Annotated in this window: 16 protein-coding genes; 3 read left to right on the top strand and 13 right to left on the bottom strand. The window is 60.1% G+C overall.

The annotated features are described in order from the left end of the window. Nucleotides 1–116: 116 nt before the first annotated feature. From PMI16_RS06025 to PMI16_RS06005, 5 genes are read right to left on the bottom strand one after another with little or no spacing between them, the layout of a single operon-like run. On the bottom strand, nt 117–1,700 hold the full coding sequence (locus PMI16_RS06025; RefSeq protein ID WP_007877470.1) for an ABC transporter substrate-binding protein: 1,584 nt from the start codon (nt 1,698–1,700) through the stop codon (nt 117–119). A 43-nt stretch (nt 1,701–1,743) separates the two neighbouring features. Next, the gene (locus PMI16_RS06020; RefSeq protein WP_007877469.1) at nt 1,744–3,456 is read right to left on the bottom strand and encodes an ABC transporter ATP-binding protein; all 1,713 of its coding nucleotides are present in this window, start codon (nt 3,454–3,456) and stop codon (nt 1,744–1,746) included. Continuing rightward, nucleotides 3,453–4,274 (bottom strand): ABC transporter permease, encoded by an 822-nt coding sequence (locus tag PMI16_RS06015; protein ID WP_007877468.1) that lies wholly within the window; start codon nt 4,272–4,274, stop codon nt 3,453–3,455. Before PMI16_RS06015 ends, PMI16_RS06020 begins: the two co-directional genes overlap by 4 nt. Beyond that, nucleotides 4,271–5,215, bottom strand: coding sequence for an ABC transporter permease (locus PMI16_RS06010; protein ID WP_007877467.1), 945 nt, complete (start codon nt 5,213–5,215; stop codon nt 4,271–4,273). The genes PMI16_RS06015 and PMI16_RS06010 overlap by 4 nt, the downstream gene beginning before the upstream one ends. 38 nt (nt 5,216–5,253) lie before the next feature. Next, nucleotides 5,254–6,132, bottom strand: a complete 879-nt coding sequence (locus tag PMI16_RS06005; RefSeq protein WP_007877465.1) for a hydrolase — start codon at nt 6,130–6,132, stop codon at nt 5,254–5,256. A 305-nt stretch (nt 6,133–6,437) separates the two neighbouring features. Between PMI16_RS06005 and PMI16_RS06000 the strand changes: the two genes are divergently transcribed. Continuing rightward, on the top strand, nt 6,438–7,355 hold the full coding sequence (locus tag PMI16_RS06000; RefSeq protein ID WP_007877464.1) for a LysR family transcriptional regulator: 918 nt from the start codon (nt 6,438–6,440) through the stop codon (nt 7,353–7,355). Nucleotides 7,356–7,390: 35 nt separating this feature from the next. Here PMI16_RS06000 and PMI16_RS05995 read toward each other — a convergent pair whose 3' ends face one another. The 3 genes from PMI16_RS05995 to PMI16_RS05985 all read right to left on the bottom strand — a co-directional run bounded on the left by PMI16_RS05995 (nt 7,391) and on the right by PMI16_RS05985 (nt 10,274). After that, nucleotides 7,391–8,950, bottom strand: coding sequence for a sensor domain-containing diguanylate cyclase (locus PMI16_RS05995; protein WP_007877463.1), 1,560 nt, complete (start codon nt 8,948–8,950; stop codon nt 7,391–7,393). Nucleotides 8,951–9,183: 233 nt separating this feature from the next. Continuing rightward, complete coding sequence (locus tag PMI16_RS25760) at nt 9,184–9,555, bottom strand: hypothetical protein (protein ID WP_007877461.1); 372 nt, start codon at nt 9,553–9,555, stop codon at nt 9,184–9,186. A 242-nt stretch (nt 9,556–9,797) separates the two neighbouring features. Further along, complete coding sequence (locus tag PMI16_RS05985) at nt 9,798–10,274, bottom strand: Lrp/AsnC family transcriptional regulator (RefSeq protein ID WP_007877460.1); 477 nt, start codon at nt 10,272–10,274, stop codon at nt 9,798–9,800. A gap of 139 nt (nt 10,275–10,413) precedes the next feature. Here PMI16_RS05985 and mdeB point away from each other — a divergent pair, with 139 nt between their 5' ends. After that, nucleotides 10,414–13,107, top strand: a complete 2,694-nt coding sequence (gene mdeB / locus PMI16_RS05980; protein WP_034379377.1) for an alpha-ketoglutarate dehydrogenase — start codon at nt 10,414–10,416, stop codon at nt 13,105–13,107. A 103-nt stretch (nt 13,108–13,210) separates the two neighbouring features. Here the strand turns inward: mdeB and PMI16_RS05975 are convergent, their stop codons facing one another. Further along, entirely contained in the window at nt 13,211–14,191 is a 981-nt protein-coding gene (locus PMI16_RS05975; protein ID WP_007877458.1) for a hypothetical protein, read from the bottom strand. A gap of 617 nt (nt 14,192–14,808) precedes the next feature. Here PMI16_RS05975 and PMI16_RS05970 point away from each other — a divergent pair. Further along, nucleotides 14,809–15,567 (top strand): SDR family oxidoreductase, encoded by a 759-nt coding sequence (locus tag PMI16_RS05970; RefSeq protein WP_007877456.1) that lies wholly within the window; start codon nt 14,809–14,811, stop codon nt 15,565–15,567. A 199-nt stretch (nt 15,568–15,766) separates the two neighbouring features. Here PMI16_RS05970 and PMI16_RS05965 read toward each other — a convergent pair whose 3' ends face one another. The 4 genes from PMI16_RS05965 to PMI16_RS05950 form a co-directional block, all read right to left on the bottom strand. Beyond that, on the bottom strand, nt 15,767–16,366 hold the full coding sequence (locus tag PMI16_RS05965) for a UbiX family flavin prenyltransferase (RefSeq protein ID WP_034379374.1): 600 nt from the start codon (nt 16,364–16,366) through the stop codon (nt 15,767–15,769). Nucleotides 16,367–16,370: 4 nt separating this feature from the next. Then, nucleotides 16,371–16,682, bottom strand: a complete 312-nt coding sequence (gene grxD / locus PMI16_RS05960; RefSeq protein ID WP_007877452.1) for a Grx4 family monothiol glutaredoxin — start codon at nt 16,680–16,682, stop codon at nt 16,371–16,373. A gap of 282 nt (nt 16,683–16,964) precedes the next feature. Further along, nucleotides 16,965–17,318 (bottom strand): ribosome hibernation-promoting factor, HPF/YfiA family, encoded by a 354-nt coding sequence (hpf, locus tag PMI16_RS05955; RefSeq protein ID WP_007877449.1) that lies wholly within the window; start codon nt 17,316–17,318, stop codon nt 16,965–16,967. 102 nt (nt 17,319–17,420) lie between these two features. After that, nucleotides 17,421–18,902 carry an RNA polymerase factor sigma-54 gene (locus PMI16_RS05950; RefSeq protein WP_007877447.1) on the bottom strand — a complete coding sequence of 494 codons (1,482 nt, stop codon included), beginning with the start codon at nt 18,900–18,902 and terminating at the stop codon, nt 17,421–17,423. Between the last annotated feature and the right edge of the window lie 2 nt (nt 18,903–18,904).

Raw genomic sequence — 18,904 nt, 5'->3', positions numbered from 1 at the left:
CAGGCAATGCAGCGGCCTGGCGAGGTCGCGGAAGACGCTCGCAAAAACATGTTCAACAAGAAAATGACGGGATGTTCACCTGGTCGCCGTGTGCAGCCCGCCGCGGAAGATTCGGTTTATTTGGCCAGGCTGCTGGTCCACATCAGGGGTTTGCTCTCCCAGACGGTATAACCGTTGACGCGTTTGCGGATGGCCCAGGAATCGGTCACGTTGTACAGCACGATCAGCGGCGTCTTGGCGATCAGCATGTTGTGCAACTGGTCGAACAGGACCTGGCGCTTTTTGGTGTCGGATTCGACGAAGCTCTGGTCGATCAGCTTTTGCGCCGCCGGATCGTCCCACACCTTGCGTGACTGCTTGGCCTTGTTGCCGGAGAACTGTTCATAGCTCAGCGCCGGATCCAGGCGCGACGAATACGTGAAGGAACTCATCTGGTAGTTGCCGCTGTTGTAGCGGTCCAGCTGCGTGGCCCATTCCAGCACTTCGATCTGCGCGTTGATGCCGACGGCCTGCATCATCGCCTGGCTCAGCACGGCCACGGTATAGCTCGGCACGTGGGCGCGCTTGTTGGCCTGGATCATGATAGGCTGGCCGCGATAGCCGGCCTGTTGCAATAGCAGCTTGGCCTTGGCCGGGTTGTAGGCGTAGCCCTTCTTTTGTTCCGCGCTGTAGAACAGCGATTTGTCGTAGATGGCGGAATTGTTGACGTGCGCCAGGCCTTCGGACGCGGCCTCGACGATCTGCTTCATGTCCAGCGACAGCGCGATGGCCTGACGGATGCGTTCGTCCTTGAGCACGGGATCGTTGGTCTGCATCAGCAAGGTGTTCTTGCCGGCCTCGCTCGGGATGATCACGTTCAGATTGCGGTTGGCCTTGAGTTCCTTGACGTCGGACGAGGTGATCTGGCCGGCGTCGATGGCGCCCGATTGGAGGCCGGCCTTGGAGGTGGACATGTCGGGAACGTCCAGGAATTTGACCTGCGGGATCTGCGGTTTCTTCAGGCCGAGATAGCCGTCAGGCTTGTTGCCCGGCGGCGACTGGTAATCGGCGAAGGCGCTCAGGGTGACGTATTCGCCGCGTTTCCATTCGTCGAACTTGTAGGGGCCGGTGCCGATCGGCTTGTCCCAGCTGCCGTCCGCCTTGAGCGACTTCTTGCTGATGACTGCGGCCATGGCGCAATCGGTGCGCGCCAGATTGTCGAGGAAGATCGCCGACGGCTTGTCGATCTGCAGCACGAAGGTTTGTGCATCGGGCGCCGTTGCCGACAATACCTTGGTGCCGGAGCGGCCGTCGAAATCGCTCAGGCAGCGCCAGTCGGTCTTGGGATTCATGTAACGGTTCCAGCTCCACAGCACGTCGGCCGAGGTCATGGCGTCGCCGTTGTGGAACTTCACGCCGGTGCGCAGCTTGAAGGTATAGGTCAGGCCGTCGGGACTGACGTTGATCGATTTCGCCAGCAAGGGGCCGACCGAACCGTTTTCATGATAGCCGACCAGACCTTCGACCACGTTCAGTATGACGCCGTCGGTCGTGTTGTCGCGATTGACGCCGGGATTGGTGGAGCGGATGTCGGCCGGTTGCGCGACCACGATCTGCGCCGGATTTTGCGCAAAAACGGCGCTTGCATTCATCGCGCTCATGGCCAGCAGCAGGAGTGTCGCTGGCGCTGTCAGGCGTGCTGGAGACTGTGAAGAAGACATGGCTGGGTTCCTTGGACTAGGCATGAGTGGATGTGTGAATGAGCTAAATAATGACCGATGCTGCATCGGCATCGGCTTCAGGCATCGCAGCTGCTGCTGCTGCTGCGTCGAAGCGCCATTTGAGCTGCATGCCGCCGCCCGGCGTCGGTGTCAGTGCCGGGATGGCCGACAGCAGCGTACGCGTGTAGGCATGCCGGGGCTGATCGAAGACGGCGTCGCGGCTGCCTTGTTCGATGATGCGGCCGCTCTGCATGACCAGCACGCGGTCGGCGACTTGTTCGACCACGCCGAGATCGTGGCTGATGAACAGGCAGGAAAAACCGTGACGGTCCTGCAGTTCTGCGAACAGTTCCAGCACCTGTGCGCGCACCGTCACGTCCAGCGCCGACACCGGTTCGTCGGCGATGACGAAGGCCGGATGACGCACCAGTGCGCGCGCAATCGCCACGCGCTGGCGCTGGCCGCCCGAGAGCTCATGCGGATGGCGCTCGCCGTATTTGCCGTCGAGGCCGACTTCCTGCAGCATCTTCGCCACGCGGGCGCGCTTGTCGGCGTTCGACATGCCGTCGATCTGGCGCAGGCCTTCGCCGACCAGCTGCGCGATCGTCATGCGCGGATTGAGCGAGGAGTAGGGATCCTGGAACACCATCTGGCAGTTGAGGCGATAGTCGCGCCAGCCCGGATCGCTGCGGTGGATGGCATGGCCCTTGAACAGGATGTCGCCTTCGGTCGGTTTGATCAGGCCGGCGATGGTGCGGCCGAGCGTGGTCTTGCCGGAGCCGGAGCCGCCGACCACGGCGACGATTTCCCTGGGCTGGATGGACAGGTCGATGCCGTGCAAGACGCGCTTGGAGGCGGTCCTGGAAAACAGGCGCTGATGACCACCGTATTCGACCACCAGATTGCGCACTTCGACCACCGGTTCCGCCGGCGGCAATGCGCGCGCCGGCTGCCGGCGCGGAATCGCTTCCAGCAGCTTGCGGGTGTAATCCTGCACCGGCGCGGCCAGCATGGCGGTGGTGTTGCCGGATTCGACCACTTCGCCTTGCTTCATCACGATGACGCGTTCGGTGTAGCGCGCGACCATCGGCAGGTCGTGGCTGATGAGCAGCACCGCGGTGTTGCGTTCGCGGGTCAGGTTGACCATCAGTTCCAGCACGTCGCGCTGCACGACGGCGTCGAGTGCGGTGGTGGGTTCGTCGGCGATCAGCAGGGCCGGTTCCAGCAGCATGACCGAGGCCAGCATCATGCGCTGGCGCATGCCGCCGGAGAATTCATGCGGCCAGGCCGACAGCGCGGACTTGGGATCGGCAATGCCGACGCGGGCCAGCATGTCCAGCGCCAGTTCGCGGCGCATGGTCTTGGTCAGTTGCGGACGATGCAGCGCCAGGCCTTCGTCGAGCTGGGAACCGATGCTCGAGGAAGGATTGAGCGAGGTCATCGGCTCCTGGAACACCATGCCGATGCGCGCGCCGCGCAACGAGCGCAGACGTGCTTCGCTGACGTGTGCGATGTCCTCGCCTTCGAACACGATGCTGCCCGCCGTACGCATCAGCGGCAACGGCGTCAGTCCCATGATGGCGCGTGCGGCCTGCGTCTTGCCGCTGCCCGATTCGCCGACCAGGCCGACGAATTCTCCCGGAGAAACCGAGAACGAGACGTCGCGCACGATCTGCCGTCCCTTGGCGCCGATGGCCAGCGTCAGGCCGGAGACCTCGACCAGTTTGTCGTCTTTGGATGCGAAAGGCATGTTCATTCCAGACCTTTCATGCGTGGGTCGAGAAGATCGCGCACGGCGTCGCCGAGGAAATTGATGCCCAGCAGCGTGAGCGCGATGCACAGGCCGGGGAAGATGGACAGATAAGTCGCTTGCGCCATGTAAGGCCGCGCCGAGGCCAGCATGTTGCCCCAGGTCGGCGCCGGCGGCGGCACGCCCAGGCCGAGGAAGGACAGCGCGCTCTCGGCCAGGATCACCCAGCCGAACATCGAGGTCGCCAGTACCGTCAGCGGCGCAATGCAATTGGGCAGGATGTGGCGCACCATGGTGTAGAGCTCGGAGTTGCCCAGCACGCGCGAGGATTCGATGAACTCCTTTTCGCGCAGCGACAGCACCGTGCCGCGTACGATGCGCGTGACCGACGGCGTGTAGGCCAGGCCGAGCGCGAGGATGATGCCGTATTGATTGGCGCCGAACACGGCGAGCAGGGCCAGCGCCAGCAGCAGGCCGGGGAAAGCCAGCAGGGCGTTGATGAAGGCCATCACGATGCGATCGACCCAGCCGCGCACGAAACCGGTGACCACGCCGATACAGGTGCCGATGACGATGGAAAACAGCACCGTCAGGAAGCTGATCCACACGCTGTTGGAGGCGCCGGCCATCAGCCGCGAGAGTTCGTCGCGGCCGAATTCGTCGGTGCCCAGCAGCCATGCGGCGCCGGGCGGCTGGAAACGCGCGGAGAAACTGATCTTGAGCGGATCGTGCGGCGTCCACACCAGCGCGAGCAAGGCCGATCCAAGAATCAGTGCGATGACCAGCAGGCCGATCAGCGCTTGCGGAGTACGGAATTTTTTCATTCGGCCAGCACCCGTGGATCGAAGAGGGGATAGCAGAGATCGACGACCAGATTGGTCAGCACGTAGATCACCGCCACGAATAGCAGGCATCCCTGGATCACGGGATAGTCGCGCGCAAAGATGGCGTCCACCAGCAGACGGCCGAGGCCGGGTACGGTGAACACGGTTTCCACCACGGCCACGCCGCCGAGCAGGTTGCCCAGCACCAGGCCGATCAGCGTCCAGGTCGGACCGAAGGAATTGCGGAAGGCGTGGCGCATCATCACCGCGCGTTCCGACAGGCCCTTGGCGCGCGCGTGGGTGATGTAATCGAGGCGCAGTACTTCCAGCGTGCTGGCGCGCGCCATGCGGATGAGCACGCCGATTTCATGCAGGAACAGCGTCATGATCGGCATCACCAGATACAGCAAGCCGGTCTTCCAGTCGTTCATCACGGAGACGTAACCGACCACCGGCAGCCAGTCCAGCTTCAGACCGAAGAACAGCAACAGCAGCAAGCCCAGCCAGAAGGTCGGCAAGGACACCAGCAAGGTGGCGGCGCCGACCAGCGCGAGGTCGGGCAGGCGATTCTGTTTCCACGCGGCGATCATGCCGGCCGGGACCGCCACCACCACCGCCAGGAACACCGCCACCACGACGATCTGCGCGCTCACCATGAAGCGGCTCAGCACCAGTTGGAGTACAGGCTCGCCCGTGGTGATCGATACGCCGAGGTCGCCGCGCAGCGCATGGCCGCCCCAGACGCCGAACTGCACCAGCCAGCTCTGGTCGAGGCCCAGGTGTGTGCGCAGCTCCAGCAGGCGCGCCGGATCGGCCAGGTCGCCCAGCAGCAGCTGCGCCGGGTCGCCGGGGATCAGCCGGATCAACACAAAGACGGCGACCGCGACGATGAACAAGGTCGGCAGCGCCATGGCCAGTCGGTTCAGCGTGAAACGAAACATGCGTAGTGTTCTCCGCGCAGAAAAATAGGTGAGCCAGTCTAGCTTGCTGCGGACGAGCTGCGCACAGTGCGTAGCGTTGCGGCAAAGAAATCCTGCACCTTGTCGACGCAGGCCATGCCGTTGTGCGGCACGTTGTCGACCACGTCGAGCTTGACCTTGACGCCTGCCGCCTCAAACGACTTGCGCAGGGTTTCCAGGCGTTCGGGGCGGGTCTTGCCGGCGTCGTTGGCGCCGGGCATGAAAAACTTGCCGCCTTCCTTGTGCGTGATTTCCCAGGTTTCGATATCGGCCTTGCCGACGATCATGTGCACCGGCAGCGTCTTCAGCGCGTCCAGATCGAGCGGTTTGCCGAAGCGCGCGGCAAAGTCGCGCACGCCGACCCACCAGTCCTGGTTGAAGTCGAGCAGCGTGACCGAACCCGGCGCGCCGACCGACAGCGCCCACAGGCGTTCCGGATGCAGATAGCCGAAGCGGTTGACGAACTGGCCGCCGCCGGAATAACCGAACAGGGCGAACCTGGAGAAATCGCAGCCGAATTTCGTCGCTACTTCATCGACCATGTCGAGCAGGACTTCGTCGTAGTGGATGTCGCCTTCGCGCAATTGCTTGAAGCCGTCGCGATTGCCGTCGCCTTTCGGGCCGGCCGGGAACAGCGGGCACAGCACGATGCAGTCGTTCCACTTGGCGAACTCGGCGAAGGCGTCGCGGTATTCGGTGAAGGCGCGCCCGGTGCCGTGCATGACCACCACCAGCTGCATCGGGCGTGAGCCGGGGCTGCCGATATGCGGCGGCACATAGGTGCAGTAAGAGAAGCGCGGATCGCTGCGCGAGGCGTAGATGGTGCTGTTGCCCAGGTCGTAAATGGCGCGGGCGCGCAGGTCGAATTCGGCGGCGGTCGCCGTCACGGTGTCAGACATGGGTGATCCTTGGAGAATGCAAACGGGAGGGATGAGGCGCCTCGGCGCGGGCGGTTTTGACGATTGCGACGGTTGCGGTGCGATTCACCCGGCCCGGGCTTCCGGGCGGCGTACAGGAAATCGGAGAGGAGCGCGTCGAAGTAGTCATGGGCTGCTTGTTGGGGCTGTTTGCCGGCAAATGCTCAACTTACGTTTCGATTATGTGACAAACAAAAGAAAATAAAAATGTAGAAATCGTTTAGCATATATAAAGAATTTCTTTATTATTGATGTTCGCCGGTCCATAACGCTCTCGCCATTTGCCCATGAGCACCATCCGTTTCCTCCGTACTTTCGTGGCAGCCGCCCATGGCGGTTCCTTTGCCGCCGCCGCCGAGCAGGTTGCGCTGACCCAGGCCGCGGTCGGCCAGCAGATGCGCGCGCTGGAAGCGGAACTGAAAACCACGCTGTTCGACAAGACCGGCCGCAACATGGTGTTGACGCCGGCCGGGCACCTGCTGCTGCCGCGCGCGATGGACCTGCTTGGCCAGTACGATGCCATGCGGCGCGATGTGCAAGACCAGCAGCCGATTGCCGGCACGCTCAAGCTGGGTTCGTTGATCACGGGCATGGGGTTGCTGTCGACCACGCTGGCCGAGCTGAAATTTCTCCATCCCAGCCTGGAGGTGGAGTTGCGGGTGCAGGATCAATCGCGCCTGATGGATGACGTCATCAGCGGCGAACTCGACGCCGCGCTGGTGGTCGAGCGCCAGTGGCCGGACAAGCCCGGCTTGCTGTGGACGCAATGCTATACCGAAACCCTGACCGTGATTGCGAATTCGAGCATCGCCAGCTACGACACCAGCATCGCCGGCCTGTTTGCGGCGCACCCTTTCATCCGCTTCGACCGCCGCACGCCGACCGGCATGCACATCGACAAGATCATGCGCGGCATGCACCTGGTGCCCAACGAATTCCTCGAACTCAATTCGCTGCTGTCCATCGTCGAGCTGGTGCGCAAGAACGTCGGCTTCACCATGGCGCCGCTGCTCAAGAACTTCGATTGGGAGAACGACCCCGGCCTGTGCGTGCTGCACCTGCCGGGCCGGCCGGTCGCGCGCCGGCTCGGCATACTGGAAAGCGGTCGGCGCAGCCACGTTACCGGCGTGGTGCGCGAAGAATTGCTGGCGCAGTTGCAGCGCATGCGGCCGGGCGGCAGATTGCAGGGCGGCGCATCCGCGTAGCGCGCGGTACGGCGGCGACCGGCCGATCGACCAAGTCAGTCGGCGGCAAGCGTCGTCCGGTGGACCTGGACGCGGTCGCGTCCGGAGGCCTTGGCGCTGTAGAGCGCGGCGTCGGCTGCACTGACGAAGCTGGCTGCCGAGTCTTTCTCGGAGATGGATGTCAGCACGTCGATGCCGGCGCTGACGGTGACGATGCCGGCGGCGTTGCCGGCGTGTTCGATCTTCAGGGCATGCAAGGCTTTGCGGATGGACTCGGCCACCACCAGCGCGCCGTCGAGGTTGGTGTCGGGCAGCAGCACGGCAAACTCTTCGCCGCCGTAGCGCGCGGCCAGGTCGCTGCTGCGTTTCTCGCTGGCTTTGATGATGGCGGCGACTTGCCGCAGACATTCGTCGCCGGCGACGTGGCCGTACAGGTCGTTGAATTTCTTGAAGTAGTCGACGTCGATCAGTATCACCGCCAGCGGCGTCGCCGACTGCTTGGCGCGCGACAGCGCATGGTTGATGGCCTGATCGAATTTGCGCCGGTTTGCCAGGCCGGTGAGGCCGTCTTGCTGCGCCAGCTTCTCCAGCGTGGCGTTTAACTCTTGCAGGGCGTCCCGCGCGTTCCTGGCTTCTTCTTCCGCGCGAATCCGCATGCCTATCTGTCTGACCAGGCGCATGCCGAGCATGGCGATGACGATGACGATGCCCAGCGTGATCAGCCCTCTGACGATGGCAAGCCGATGCCAGCTGCTCAGAATTTCCGTCTTCGACAGGGCGGTAGTGACGAAGAGCGGGTAATAGGCCAATCGTCGATAGCCGTTGAGCCGTTCGATGCCATCCTGCATCGACTTGATCATGGCGGAGCCGTCGCCATTGCCATGGTTGTAGAGGGCGTACAGAGGACCTTTGGATAAATCCTTGCCCAGCGAATCCGGCAGCAGCGGTTGCCGCGCGATCTGGGTGCCGTTGCTCAGGATCAGGGCGATGGCGCCATCGCGTCCTATGTTGAAAGTCTTGTAGAAATCGGTGAAGTAGCTGATCTTGATGGTGGCAAGGATAACGCCGGCAAACTGCCCGTCGGCGTCGTCCAGGCGACGCGACAGCGGAATGATCCATTCGCCCGAAGAGCGTACCCGAAAAGGTGCGCCGATATGGGGGCCGGGATTGCTGTTGGTCTTGTGAAAGATGAAGTATTCGCGGTCGGAATTGATGGTATGTGCGGTGTCGCCCGGCAGGGAATTGACGATGCGAACGCTGTTCTCGTCAAAAATGGCGATCCCTTGAAGCTGCGGCAGTTCCTTGACGCGCAGCATCAGCAAGCGATGCAGCCGGTCCAGCGCCGCCGGCGAGGTGCCGTCGACGAGGACGCGTTCGGACAGGCCGAGCAGGGAGGTGTCGGCCGCCTTGAAGGTGTCGTCCGCATGCCTGGCCAGCGAGCGCGACATATTGTCGGACGTGATTTCGGATTCAAGGAGCTGGTCGGTGCGTTCTTCCCAGATGGTCCATGCAATCAGGCCGGTGAGGGAAATGCACACCAGGATCAGGAAGCCGATTGCCGCAGCGGTGACAGAGGAGTTGTTTGCGGGGGTCAGAACGGTTGGTTGGGGACGCATTGCCTGTACTCGGAAAAGAGGTTTCGACTGATCTGTTTGTTCGGCGCAGGGTATTTGTTCTGCTTGCCTTTGTTGCGACTCTATCATGCCGACCTACCAGGCCGAATGGCTAAAATGAGCGGTAATCCCAAATTTGGTGAGGATACGCAGATTCTGGGAGAAAATGCCTGTGACAATTTGCCACATTCTCTTTCCGTCCGGGAATTCATATACTTGCGGCCTGATCACCATCTTCAGCGCTCAATGTTCATGCCGCACAACGCCTCCCGCAAAACACGCACGCCGTTCAGTTTGTCGAATCTGCAAGTGATCTTGCTCCTGCTGGCCGCAGGCGTTTGTCTGATTTCGGCAACCTGGGTGTTTGCGGTCGACATCGGCCGCGTTCCGGTTTCTTTATGGGACATCTGCACCAGCGCGCTCTCGTCCGCATCGACAGCGCCGGCGAAATAGCTGCGGGCCTGCCCCGTCTGGCGGCGTGCCTGCGCGTAATGAATTGACCCTCCCTCCCCGGCATTTTTTGCCGTTTCCCAACCCGCCTTTTGGCGGGTTTTTTTCAGGAAAACCCCGATATGCGGGCGCGCCGATTTGGCGGAAGATGCGTTCATCCACTAGTCGTAAAGCGCAGGTGCATTGTCTGCCGAAGCAGGTCTGCGCACTGGAAGTGGAAGAATTCATCCATGCAGCCTGATCGGCATGCATCCGAAAATACACCAGGGAATTTGTCGTGGGGGTAGTAAGCAGTGGGGGGGGAGGGGATGAGGCGCAGCATGCGCAAGCAAGGCCTCATCAGTTGATGCGAGAGCATTGACGTGCAGGCGGTTCACAGCGATGTGAGCCGCCTTTTTTTCTAGCGTGCCGGCGATCCGCCGATGGGCAGCGCCGTCTTGTATTTGACCTGCTTGAGTGCGAAGCTGGAACGGATATTTTTGATGCCGGAGATTTTGGTCAGGTGGTCGAGGATGAAATGCTCCAGCGCCTGCAAGTCGGCGACGACGATGCGCAGCAGATAGTCTTCGTCGCCGGTCATCAGGTAGACCTCCATGACTTCATCGAAGGCGCTGACCGCGGCTTCGAAATTCGCCAGTGCGGCCGACTCCTGTTTTTCCAGGCTGACCTTGACGAAGACGTTGACCTTCAGTCCCAGCAGGTGGGGATTGCCGAGCGCCACGTAGCGCGAGATGATGCCTTCGTTCTCCAGCCGTTTGACGCGCGCCAGCGTCGGCGACGGCGACAGGTTGATCCTGGAGGCGAGCTCCAGATTGCTGAGAGCACTGTTTTCCTGGAGGATGCCCAGGATGCGCAAATCAATGGCGTCAAGTTCCATATCTGAAATTTACCTCCGTTAAATTTTATTGTGCAGCATATTCTGCTGAATATCACAGGTCAAGCCGTTCATTTCAGTGACTCATTTTGCCTCATCCGGCGTACAGTGGTCGTATTGACCAAGGAGATAGAACGTGGAAATGTCATCAGCCAGCGGATTCGCCAAAGACATCGATATCGACGCCCAGGAAACCCAGGAGTGGTTGCAGGCCTTGCAGGGTGTATTGCAGGAAGTCGGCCCGGACCGCGCGCGCTTTTTATTGTCGCGCCTGTCGGCGGCGGCGCAGCAATGGGGCATCAACTGGCGCCATATGTACGACATGCGCAATACGCCCTACATCAACACCATCCGGCCCGAGCAGGAGCCGCCTTTCCCCGGCGGATCCGACGCGCAGGCGATTGAAGAACATCTGGCCACCGTCATGCGCTGGAACGCGCTGGCGATGGTGGTGCGCGCCAACCGCGCCTATGGCGAACTGGGCGGGCACATCGCCAGCTACGCCTCGGCGGCGGATCTGTTCGAAGTCGGCTTCAACCATTTCTTCCGCGCACGCGATGCGCAGTTCGCCGGCGACCTTGTCTACTTCCAGCCGCATTCGGCGCCGGGCATCTACGCACGCGCTTTCCTTGAAGGCGCATTGAGCGAAGACGATCTCAGTTTCTATCGCCGCGAAATCGAAGCCAAGAAGCATGGCAAGCAAGGCCTGTCGTCGTACCCGCATCCATGGCTGATGCCGAACTTCTGGCAGTTCCCGACCGGCTCGATGGGCATCGGCCCGATCAATGCGATTTATCAGGCGCGCTTTTTGCGCTACATGGAACATCGCGGTCTGCTGCAGGAGCAGGGCCGCAAGGTGTGGGGCGTATTCGGCGACGGCGAGATGGACGAGCCTGAATCGCTGGCGGCGCTGAGCCTGGCTTCGCGCGAGAAGCTCGACAACCTGATCTTCGTGGTCAACTGCAACCTGCAGCGCCTGGATGGTCCGGTGCGCGGCAACGGCCACATCGTCGATGAGCTGGAGACGCTGTTTGCCGGCGCCGGCTGGAACGTCGTCAAGCTGCTGTGGGGCTCGGACTGGGACGGCCTGTTTGCGCGCGACAAGGACGGCGAGCTGATCGATGCGCTCAATCGCACGGTCGACGGACAACTGCAGACCTTTGCCGCCAACGACGGCGCCTTCAACCGCGAACACTTCTTCGGCCAGACGGCGGGCACGCGCCGGATTGCCGAGACCTTGACCGACGAGGAAATCAACCGCCTGCGTCGCGGCGGCCACGACATGAAGAAGATCCACTCCGCCTATCATGCCGCCGCCAACCATCTCGGCCAGCCGACGGTGATCCTGGCGCAGACCAAGAAGGGCTACGGCATGGGCGCGGCCGGCGAAGGCAAGATGACCACGCACCAGCAAAAGAAGCTCGATGAAGAAGTGCTGATCGCTTTCCGCAATCGTTTCAAACTGCCGATCAGCGACGAACAGTGCAAGAACCTGGCCTTCTACAAACCGGCTGCGGACAGCGCCGAGATGAAGCATCTGCTGGCCCGTCGCGCCGCGCTCGGCGGCCACATGCCGCGCCGCGTTGCCGGCGACGCCAGGCGCACTGTCCCCGCGATCGAAACGCACGCCAGGTTTGCGCTCGATGCCGAAGGCAAGGAAATGTCCAGCACCATGGCGCTGGTGCGCATGCTCAGCAGCATGCTCAAGGATGCCGATTTCGGCAAATACGTGGTGCCGATCGTGGCCGACGAGGCGCGTACTTTCGGCATGGCGAACCTGTTCCGCCAGGTCGGTATCTATTCGTCGCAGGGGCAGTTGTACGAGCCGGAAGATATCGGCTCCATCCTGTCCTATCGCGAAGCCAAGGACGGCCAGATTCTGGAAGAGGGCATCACCGAAGCCGGCGCGATTTCGTCATGGACGGCTGCGGCGACAAGTTACTCGGTACACGGCTTGCCGATGCTGCCGTTCTATATTTATTACTCGATGTTCGGCTTCCAGCGCATCGGCGACCTGATCTGGGCGGCGGCCGACCAGCGCGCGCGCGGTTTCCTCATCGGTGCGACCTCCGGGCGCACGACGCTGGGCGGCGAGGGCTTGCAGCATCAGGACGGCAGCAGCCACGTGATTGCCGCCGGCATTCCGAATTGCGTGTCCTACGATCCGGCTTACGCTTACGAAATGGCGGTGATCGTCGACGAAGGCATGCGCCGCATGCTGGAACGCAACGAGGACGTGTTCTATTACGTCACCGTCACCAATGAAAATGAAATGCAGCCGAGCATGCCGCAAGATGCAGGCATCAAGGATGGCATCCTGCGCGGCATGTATTGCCTCGATGCGAAAGCCGGTGCGCAGGTTCGTTTGCTGGCGGCAGGACCGATGCTGAAGGAAGCGCTGTCTGCGGCGCGCATGTTGCAGGAGCAATTCGGCGTGACGGCGGAAGTCTGGAGCGTCACCAGCTTCACCGAACTGGCGCGCGACGGCATTGCCGTCGAACGCCGGAACCGCCTGGCGCCGGCGACGCGCGAGCAGGCCTACGTCACGCAGCAATTGCATGGCAGCGCCGCGCCGGTCATCGCCGTCAGCGACTACGTGCGCGCTTTGTCGGAAGGCATCCGCGCCTATGTGCCGGCGCGCTATGTCACGCTCGGCACCGACGGCTTCGGCCGCAGCGACACGCGCGCCAACCTGCGCGATTTCTTTGAAGTCGATGCGCGCTGGATCGCGTATACCGCGTTGACCGAAGTGTTCGGCGACGATGCCGCGAAATTGAAAGCGGCGGCGGAAAAGTTGACCATCGATCTGACCAAACCGCTGTCGACATCGGTTTGACGCAAAGAATCGCTCCGTTGAATTCGCCGCTTATCGTGTGGCGATAAAAAACGCCATCTTCTGCCACAAGCAGGGATGGCGTTTTCCATGATCGAATGTCTGGTTAGTCCAGTGCGATGTTCACCAGTCGCTCTTGTCCCAGGATCTGGGAAACATAGCGGCTCGCCGACGAGATATTGATGACAATGTATTTGCCGAAGCCGTACAACGCGGGTTCGTAGCCGGAATCCAGCCCGCGGTCACTGAAGAAATCCAGGTAGGGACCGGCATCGTGCATCAGTTCCGCCTTGAACTCTTCACTGAGATTGGCTTCGTCGACGGGATGCAATTTGACCAGAATCGAGCACGACATGCTGGCAGCCAACGCGCTCTGGGCGCGCAGCAAAATAACCAGCGCGTAGAGAATCTTTTGCAACGTGGCCTGATTGTTGTCGTATCTGGAGGCGAGACTGACAATATTCGGCAACATGCAGACCCAGATTTTTTCTCTGTCCGGCACATCTTCTCGCAGCGCCAGCGATAGCCGGCGGACGTTGGAAAGAGCGGGGAATGAGGTCGGCAAAACGCTGTATGCACCGCCATATTTCGGATGATTGCCATCGAACCAGATGGCTTCCATTTCATTGATGCCGCGCATCATGTCGTCGGTAATGCCAAGCCGCTCCAACAAGTGGTCGCGTTTAAACATGGCGGCATAATTTTCAATCGGAATTGCCAGGTTTTGCTTGTTTTGAGACAGCCTCGGATCATGCGAAGTGTCGCCCTCTTCGATATAACAGATACGGCCGACAAGCGGGGACATCTTGAGCAGTTTGCCGAGCAGGAAACCGGTATGCGGCAAATAGACATTGAGCTGAATCGGCCGCTTTGAAGGAAGCGCATCGAGCATCGTTTTCAGAAAATCGCGGACGCGTTCTGCATTCCAGATGCCATCGTCCACCACTTCAAGGTGGGGGCCGTTCCATTGCGTCTTGCGTCCGCAAATGACGAGTGGATTGCGGATTTCGCCGTTGGCGAGCAATTGACGTCCGATGGAGTACGTAATCGGGCTGTGGATATATAAGACGTCGATGGTATCGGTCATGGTATCGGTTTTCCGCCAAGTCCACTACGCATGGTTTGCGTGCAGACATGGCGATGGCAGTGTTCTGTTTGCAGGTAAAGAAAAATAGGTATGACGAGGAATTGCAGTGCAAGAGCGTCGGGTTCGCAATGCCCGGGAATGTCCTGCCGGGCGGGTGATGCGTTGGTCGGCTTATGCTTGGTGGGTAGCATCAGCTACGTCGATTTTGAATATAGTTAATTATTAAAATTAAAATCGAGAACATTACAATCTCTTACAGAGCATTTGCAGTCCTGTACATTGTGTTATTTGCTGACGCATATTTGTCAGTATTTTGAAAGTGAATCCTTGCAAAAATTAACAAATGACAGGTTGTTTTCAATATTTCTCATTCGTGATGATTGCAAATAATTTTTCGGAAAGAGCGATAGTCTGGATTCGCTATTGGAGGCAGGACCGTTTTCGAAAGACGAAGGCGATCACCTGAAAATATCTCAACAACGTTAAGCGGGACTACCTGCTATATTGGTTTTTCGGTTGTAGCCCTGCGTCGCATCATGCAAGGCGCGATCTTTCAGAACGATAAAAATCGTCGCTCCATCGGGGCACGTGGAATTCATAACCAAGGAGCAAAATACATGGCAGCACCGAAAAGAATCGCATTGGTCACAGGCGCCGGTTCCGGTATCGGCAAACAGATTTCACTGGCCTTGCTGCGCGAGGGCTACGCCGTGGTGCTGGCCGGACGCCGTCAGGAACCGTTGCAGGAAATCGCGAAGGCCGCCGGCGAATTCGGCGCCAATGCGCTGGTGGTGCCGGCCGACGTGAGCGATCCGGCTTCGGTGAAGAATCTGTTTGCCAAGGCGAAGGAAAAATTCGGTCGCCTGGATCTGCTGTTCAACAATGCCGGCATCTTTGCGCCGCCGATGTCGATCGAAGAACTGAGCTACGAGCAGTGGAAGTCGGCGGTCGATATCAATCTGACCGGCGTGTTCCTGTGCACGCAGGAAGCGTTCAGGATCATGAAAGAGCAGTCGCCGCGCGGCGGCCGCATCATCAACAACGGTTCGATTTCAGCGCATGCGCCGCGGCCGTTTTCGGCGTCCTACACCGCAACCAAGCATGCGATCACCGGCCTGACCAAGTCGACCTCGCTCGACGGCCGTCGCTACGACATCGCTTGCGGCCAGATCGATATCGGCAATGCGTCGACCGACATGACCGAGCTGATGAAGAAGGGCACGTTGCAAGCCGACGGTTCGACCCAGGTTGAGCCGACCATGGATGCGGGCCATGTGGCCAAGGCGATTTTGTACATGGACAGTTTGCCGCTGGATGCCAACGTGCAGTTCATGACGGTGATGGCGACCAAGATGCCGTTTATCGGCCGCGGCTGATAACCTGTTTAGATCTTACTGCGAGGCCATGATCCGGCGTCGGGCGGTGCTCGGAATCCTCATGTACTAAAGTACACTCCAAGGGTTCCAACTAAGCTCCGCTCCGGCCGCCACCGGCTGATGGCCTCTCGCTACAGATCTAAACAGGTTCTGAAATCGTTTGCTGAAAATAAAAACGCTGCTTTCAAGGCAGCGTTTTTTATATCGGCTGTTTTTTTAAACCGTTCCAGCGCGGCGTCAGCGTATGCGGAATGGCGAACAGGTCGAGTACGCGGCCGAGCGTGTGGTCGATCATTTCATCGATGGATTGCGGGCGGTGATAGAAGCCGGGCAGGGGAGGGAAGATGATGCCGCCCATTTCGGTGACGCTGGTCATGTTGCGCAGATGGGCGAGATTGAACGGCGTTTCGCGTACCATCAGCACGAGGCGGCGACGCTCTTTCAGGACCACGTCGGCAGCGCGCGTGATGAGGTTGTCGGACAGGCCGTTGGCGATGGCCGCCAGGGTTTTCATGGAGCAGGGCGCGACGATCATGCCGGCCGAGGTGAACGAGCCGCTGGCGATCGATGCGCCGACGTCGCGCACCGGGTGGACGACGTCGGCAAGCGCTTCGACGTCCTTGCGGCTCATGTCGAGTTCCTGATGCAGATTGAGTACGCCGGCCTCGGAGACCAGCAGATGCGTTTCGATGCCGGTATCGCGCAGCACGCGCAACAGGCGCACGCCGTAGGCAACGCCGGTCGCGCCGGTGATGGCGACGATCAGGCGTTGTGGTTCCGATGCCTTTTCCGGGGACAGGGGATCAGCCCTTGAACAGGGTTTGCAATTCGCCCGATTCGTACATTTCGGTCATGATGTCGGAGCCGCCGACGAATTCGCCGTTGACATACAGTTGCGGGATGGTCGGCCAGTTCGAGTATTCCTTGATGCCCTGGCGCACGTCGGCGCTTTCCAGCACGTTGACGGTGACGATGTTTTCAGCGCCGCTGGCCTTGAGCAGTTGGATCGCCTTGCCGGAGAAGCCGCATTGCGGGAATTGCGCAGTGCCCTTCATGAACAGCACGACATTGTTTTGGGTAACGGTTTCTTTGATCCAGGATTGGACTTCGCTCATGACTACACCTTCAAAAAGTTCGCAATGCCGACATTATATGAAAAAGCGAGCCATCGCGTTGAGGTCTGCCGATTCTGCGGATGCGGTGTTGCGAAACGGAAAACTGTCTTTTCGGCAACTTCGCCGATAAGAAAGTATATAAATTATTTGACCTTGTCTTGCCGGCAAGACAAGGCGGCCCTGGATGGAAAACGGCGGAAAGGCGTAAATGATATAAAAACAAGAAAGGGCGCTGACGCGCCCTTTTTCTGTCGCCGGTCCAATCCGCCGGCTAGCTGGATATCACGAGGCAGCTGCGGCGAGCGGTTCTTCCGGCAGGCGTTTTGCCATCGAGTGATGGTTCTGTACGCGGTCCTTATGCTTGATGACCTGGCGGTCCAGTTTGTCGATCAGCATGTCGATGGCGGCATACAGGTCATGTGCAATGCTTTCGGCATGCAAGTCCTTACCCTTAATGTGAACGTTGATTTCTGCTTTCTGGCGTTTTTCTTTTTCTGTCAGCTTGTCGACGCTGAGGATCACACTGATGTCGATGACGTGATCAAAATGGCGCTTGATGCGCGTCAGTTTGTTTTGCACGTATTCGCGAATTGCGGGGGTCAAATCGAGGTGATGGCCACTAATGGTCAGATTCATACAGCACTCCTATCGTGAGATTGCTGGAGGTTCTTACGCATTGTCCGGTTGTTTGTGGAGCATTACGCCGGAACACAGCAACAGGTGCTACTACAGAAAAACTTACAGAGATTTGCGGAGATTAACCGGCGGGATCTTGAGCACTTCGCGGTATTTCGCGACGGTACGCCGCGCCACCACCATGCCCTGTTCCGCCAACATGTCTGCAATCTTGCTATCAGAGAGTGGGTTCTTAGGGTCTTCTGCTCCTATCAGTTGTTTGATGAGAGCCCGTATCGCGGTGGAGGATGCTTCTCCTCCCGTTTCCGTTGCGACGTGGCTGCCGAAGAAGTATTTCAACTCAAACATGCCATGCGGGGTCAGCATGTACTTCTGAGTCGTCACACGAGAAATAGTGCTCTCGTGTAGACCTAGTGTATCAGCTATTTCGCGCAACACAAGGGGTCTCATGGCAACCGCGCCATGCGAAAAAAAGTTGCGTTGCCGTTCAACAATTGCCTGGGCGACACGCAAAATCGTGTCGAAGCGCTGACGCATGTTTTTGATCAGCCACTTGGCTTCCTGCAGCTGCGACCCGAGCGATCCGTCGCCCTTGGTCTGCTTCATCGCATTGGCGTACATGGCATTGACGCGCAGGCGCGGCATGACGTCGTGGTTGAGCAAAACCTGCCAGCCGTCCTTGGTCGCTTTGACAATGACATCGGGCACGACATAGTCCGACGTTTCCGATGCGAAAGCCGAGCCGGGATGCGGATTGCACTGGCGGATGACGGCTTGTGCTTCTCGCAAGTCTTCGTCGTCGCAGCCGAGCGCTTTCTTGATCTTGTTGAAATCCCGTTGCGCAAACAGCGACAGGCATTCTTCCACGATCGTCAGCGCCAGCCGGCGTGTGACAAAGGCAACTTTCGGCAGGCGTTTGATTTGCAGCGCGAGACATTCGGATGCACTGCGCGCGCCGACGCCGGCAGGGTCGAAACTTTGCAGCAGCTTTAGCGCGATGGAGAGTTCTTCGAGTTCGATCTCGAGCTCTTCGGGCAGGCGCGCGAGGATGTCTTCCAGCGGTTCTTCCAGATAGCCGTGATCGTCGAGGGCGTCGACGATCAGTTCGACCAGCGCGCGATCGCGCAGCATGCGCACGGTCAGGCGCGCCTGCTCCAGCAGATGCTCGCGCAGGGTGACGTCGTGGGCTTCCAGTTGCGGGCGCGCGTCTTCATCGTCGGGCGTCTTGCCGGTGCGGGCGACGTCGTCGAAACTCCACTCGGCGTCGCCGCTGACGTTGTTGTCGTCGCCGCCAAGGCTGTCGGCGTGTTCGGCCGTTTCCGCTTCGGTCGGCGCGCTGCTGACGACGTTCTCGGCCGGGTCCGCCTGGGTTGCGGGCGTCGCGCTGAGGGCGCCGTCGGCCAGCAGGCGCACGGAGTTGTCGAGGGCATCGTCGAGACGTTCCAGCAGCGGATTGTCGGAAAGGATCTGTTCCAGTTCCTGATGCAGTTCCAGCGTCGACAATTGCAGCAGACGGATCGACTGCTGCAACTGCGGCGTCAATGCCAGATGCTGGGATGTGCGTAACTGGAGCGATTGTTTCATTC

This window comes from Herbaspirillum sp. CF444 (genome assembly GCF_000282135.1).
Classification (GTDB): Bacteria; Pseudomonadota; Gammaproteobacteria; order Burkholderiales; family Burkholderiaceae_D; genus Herbaspirillum.
This window is presented reverse-complemented; position numbering and strand designations above follow the sequence as displayed.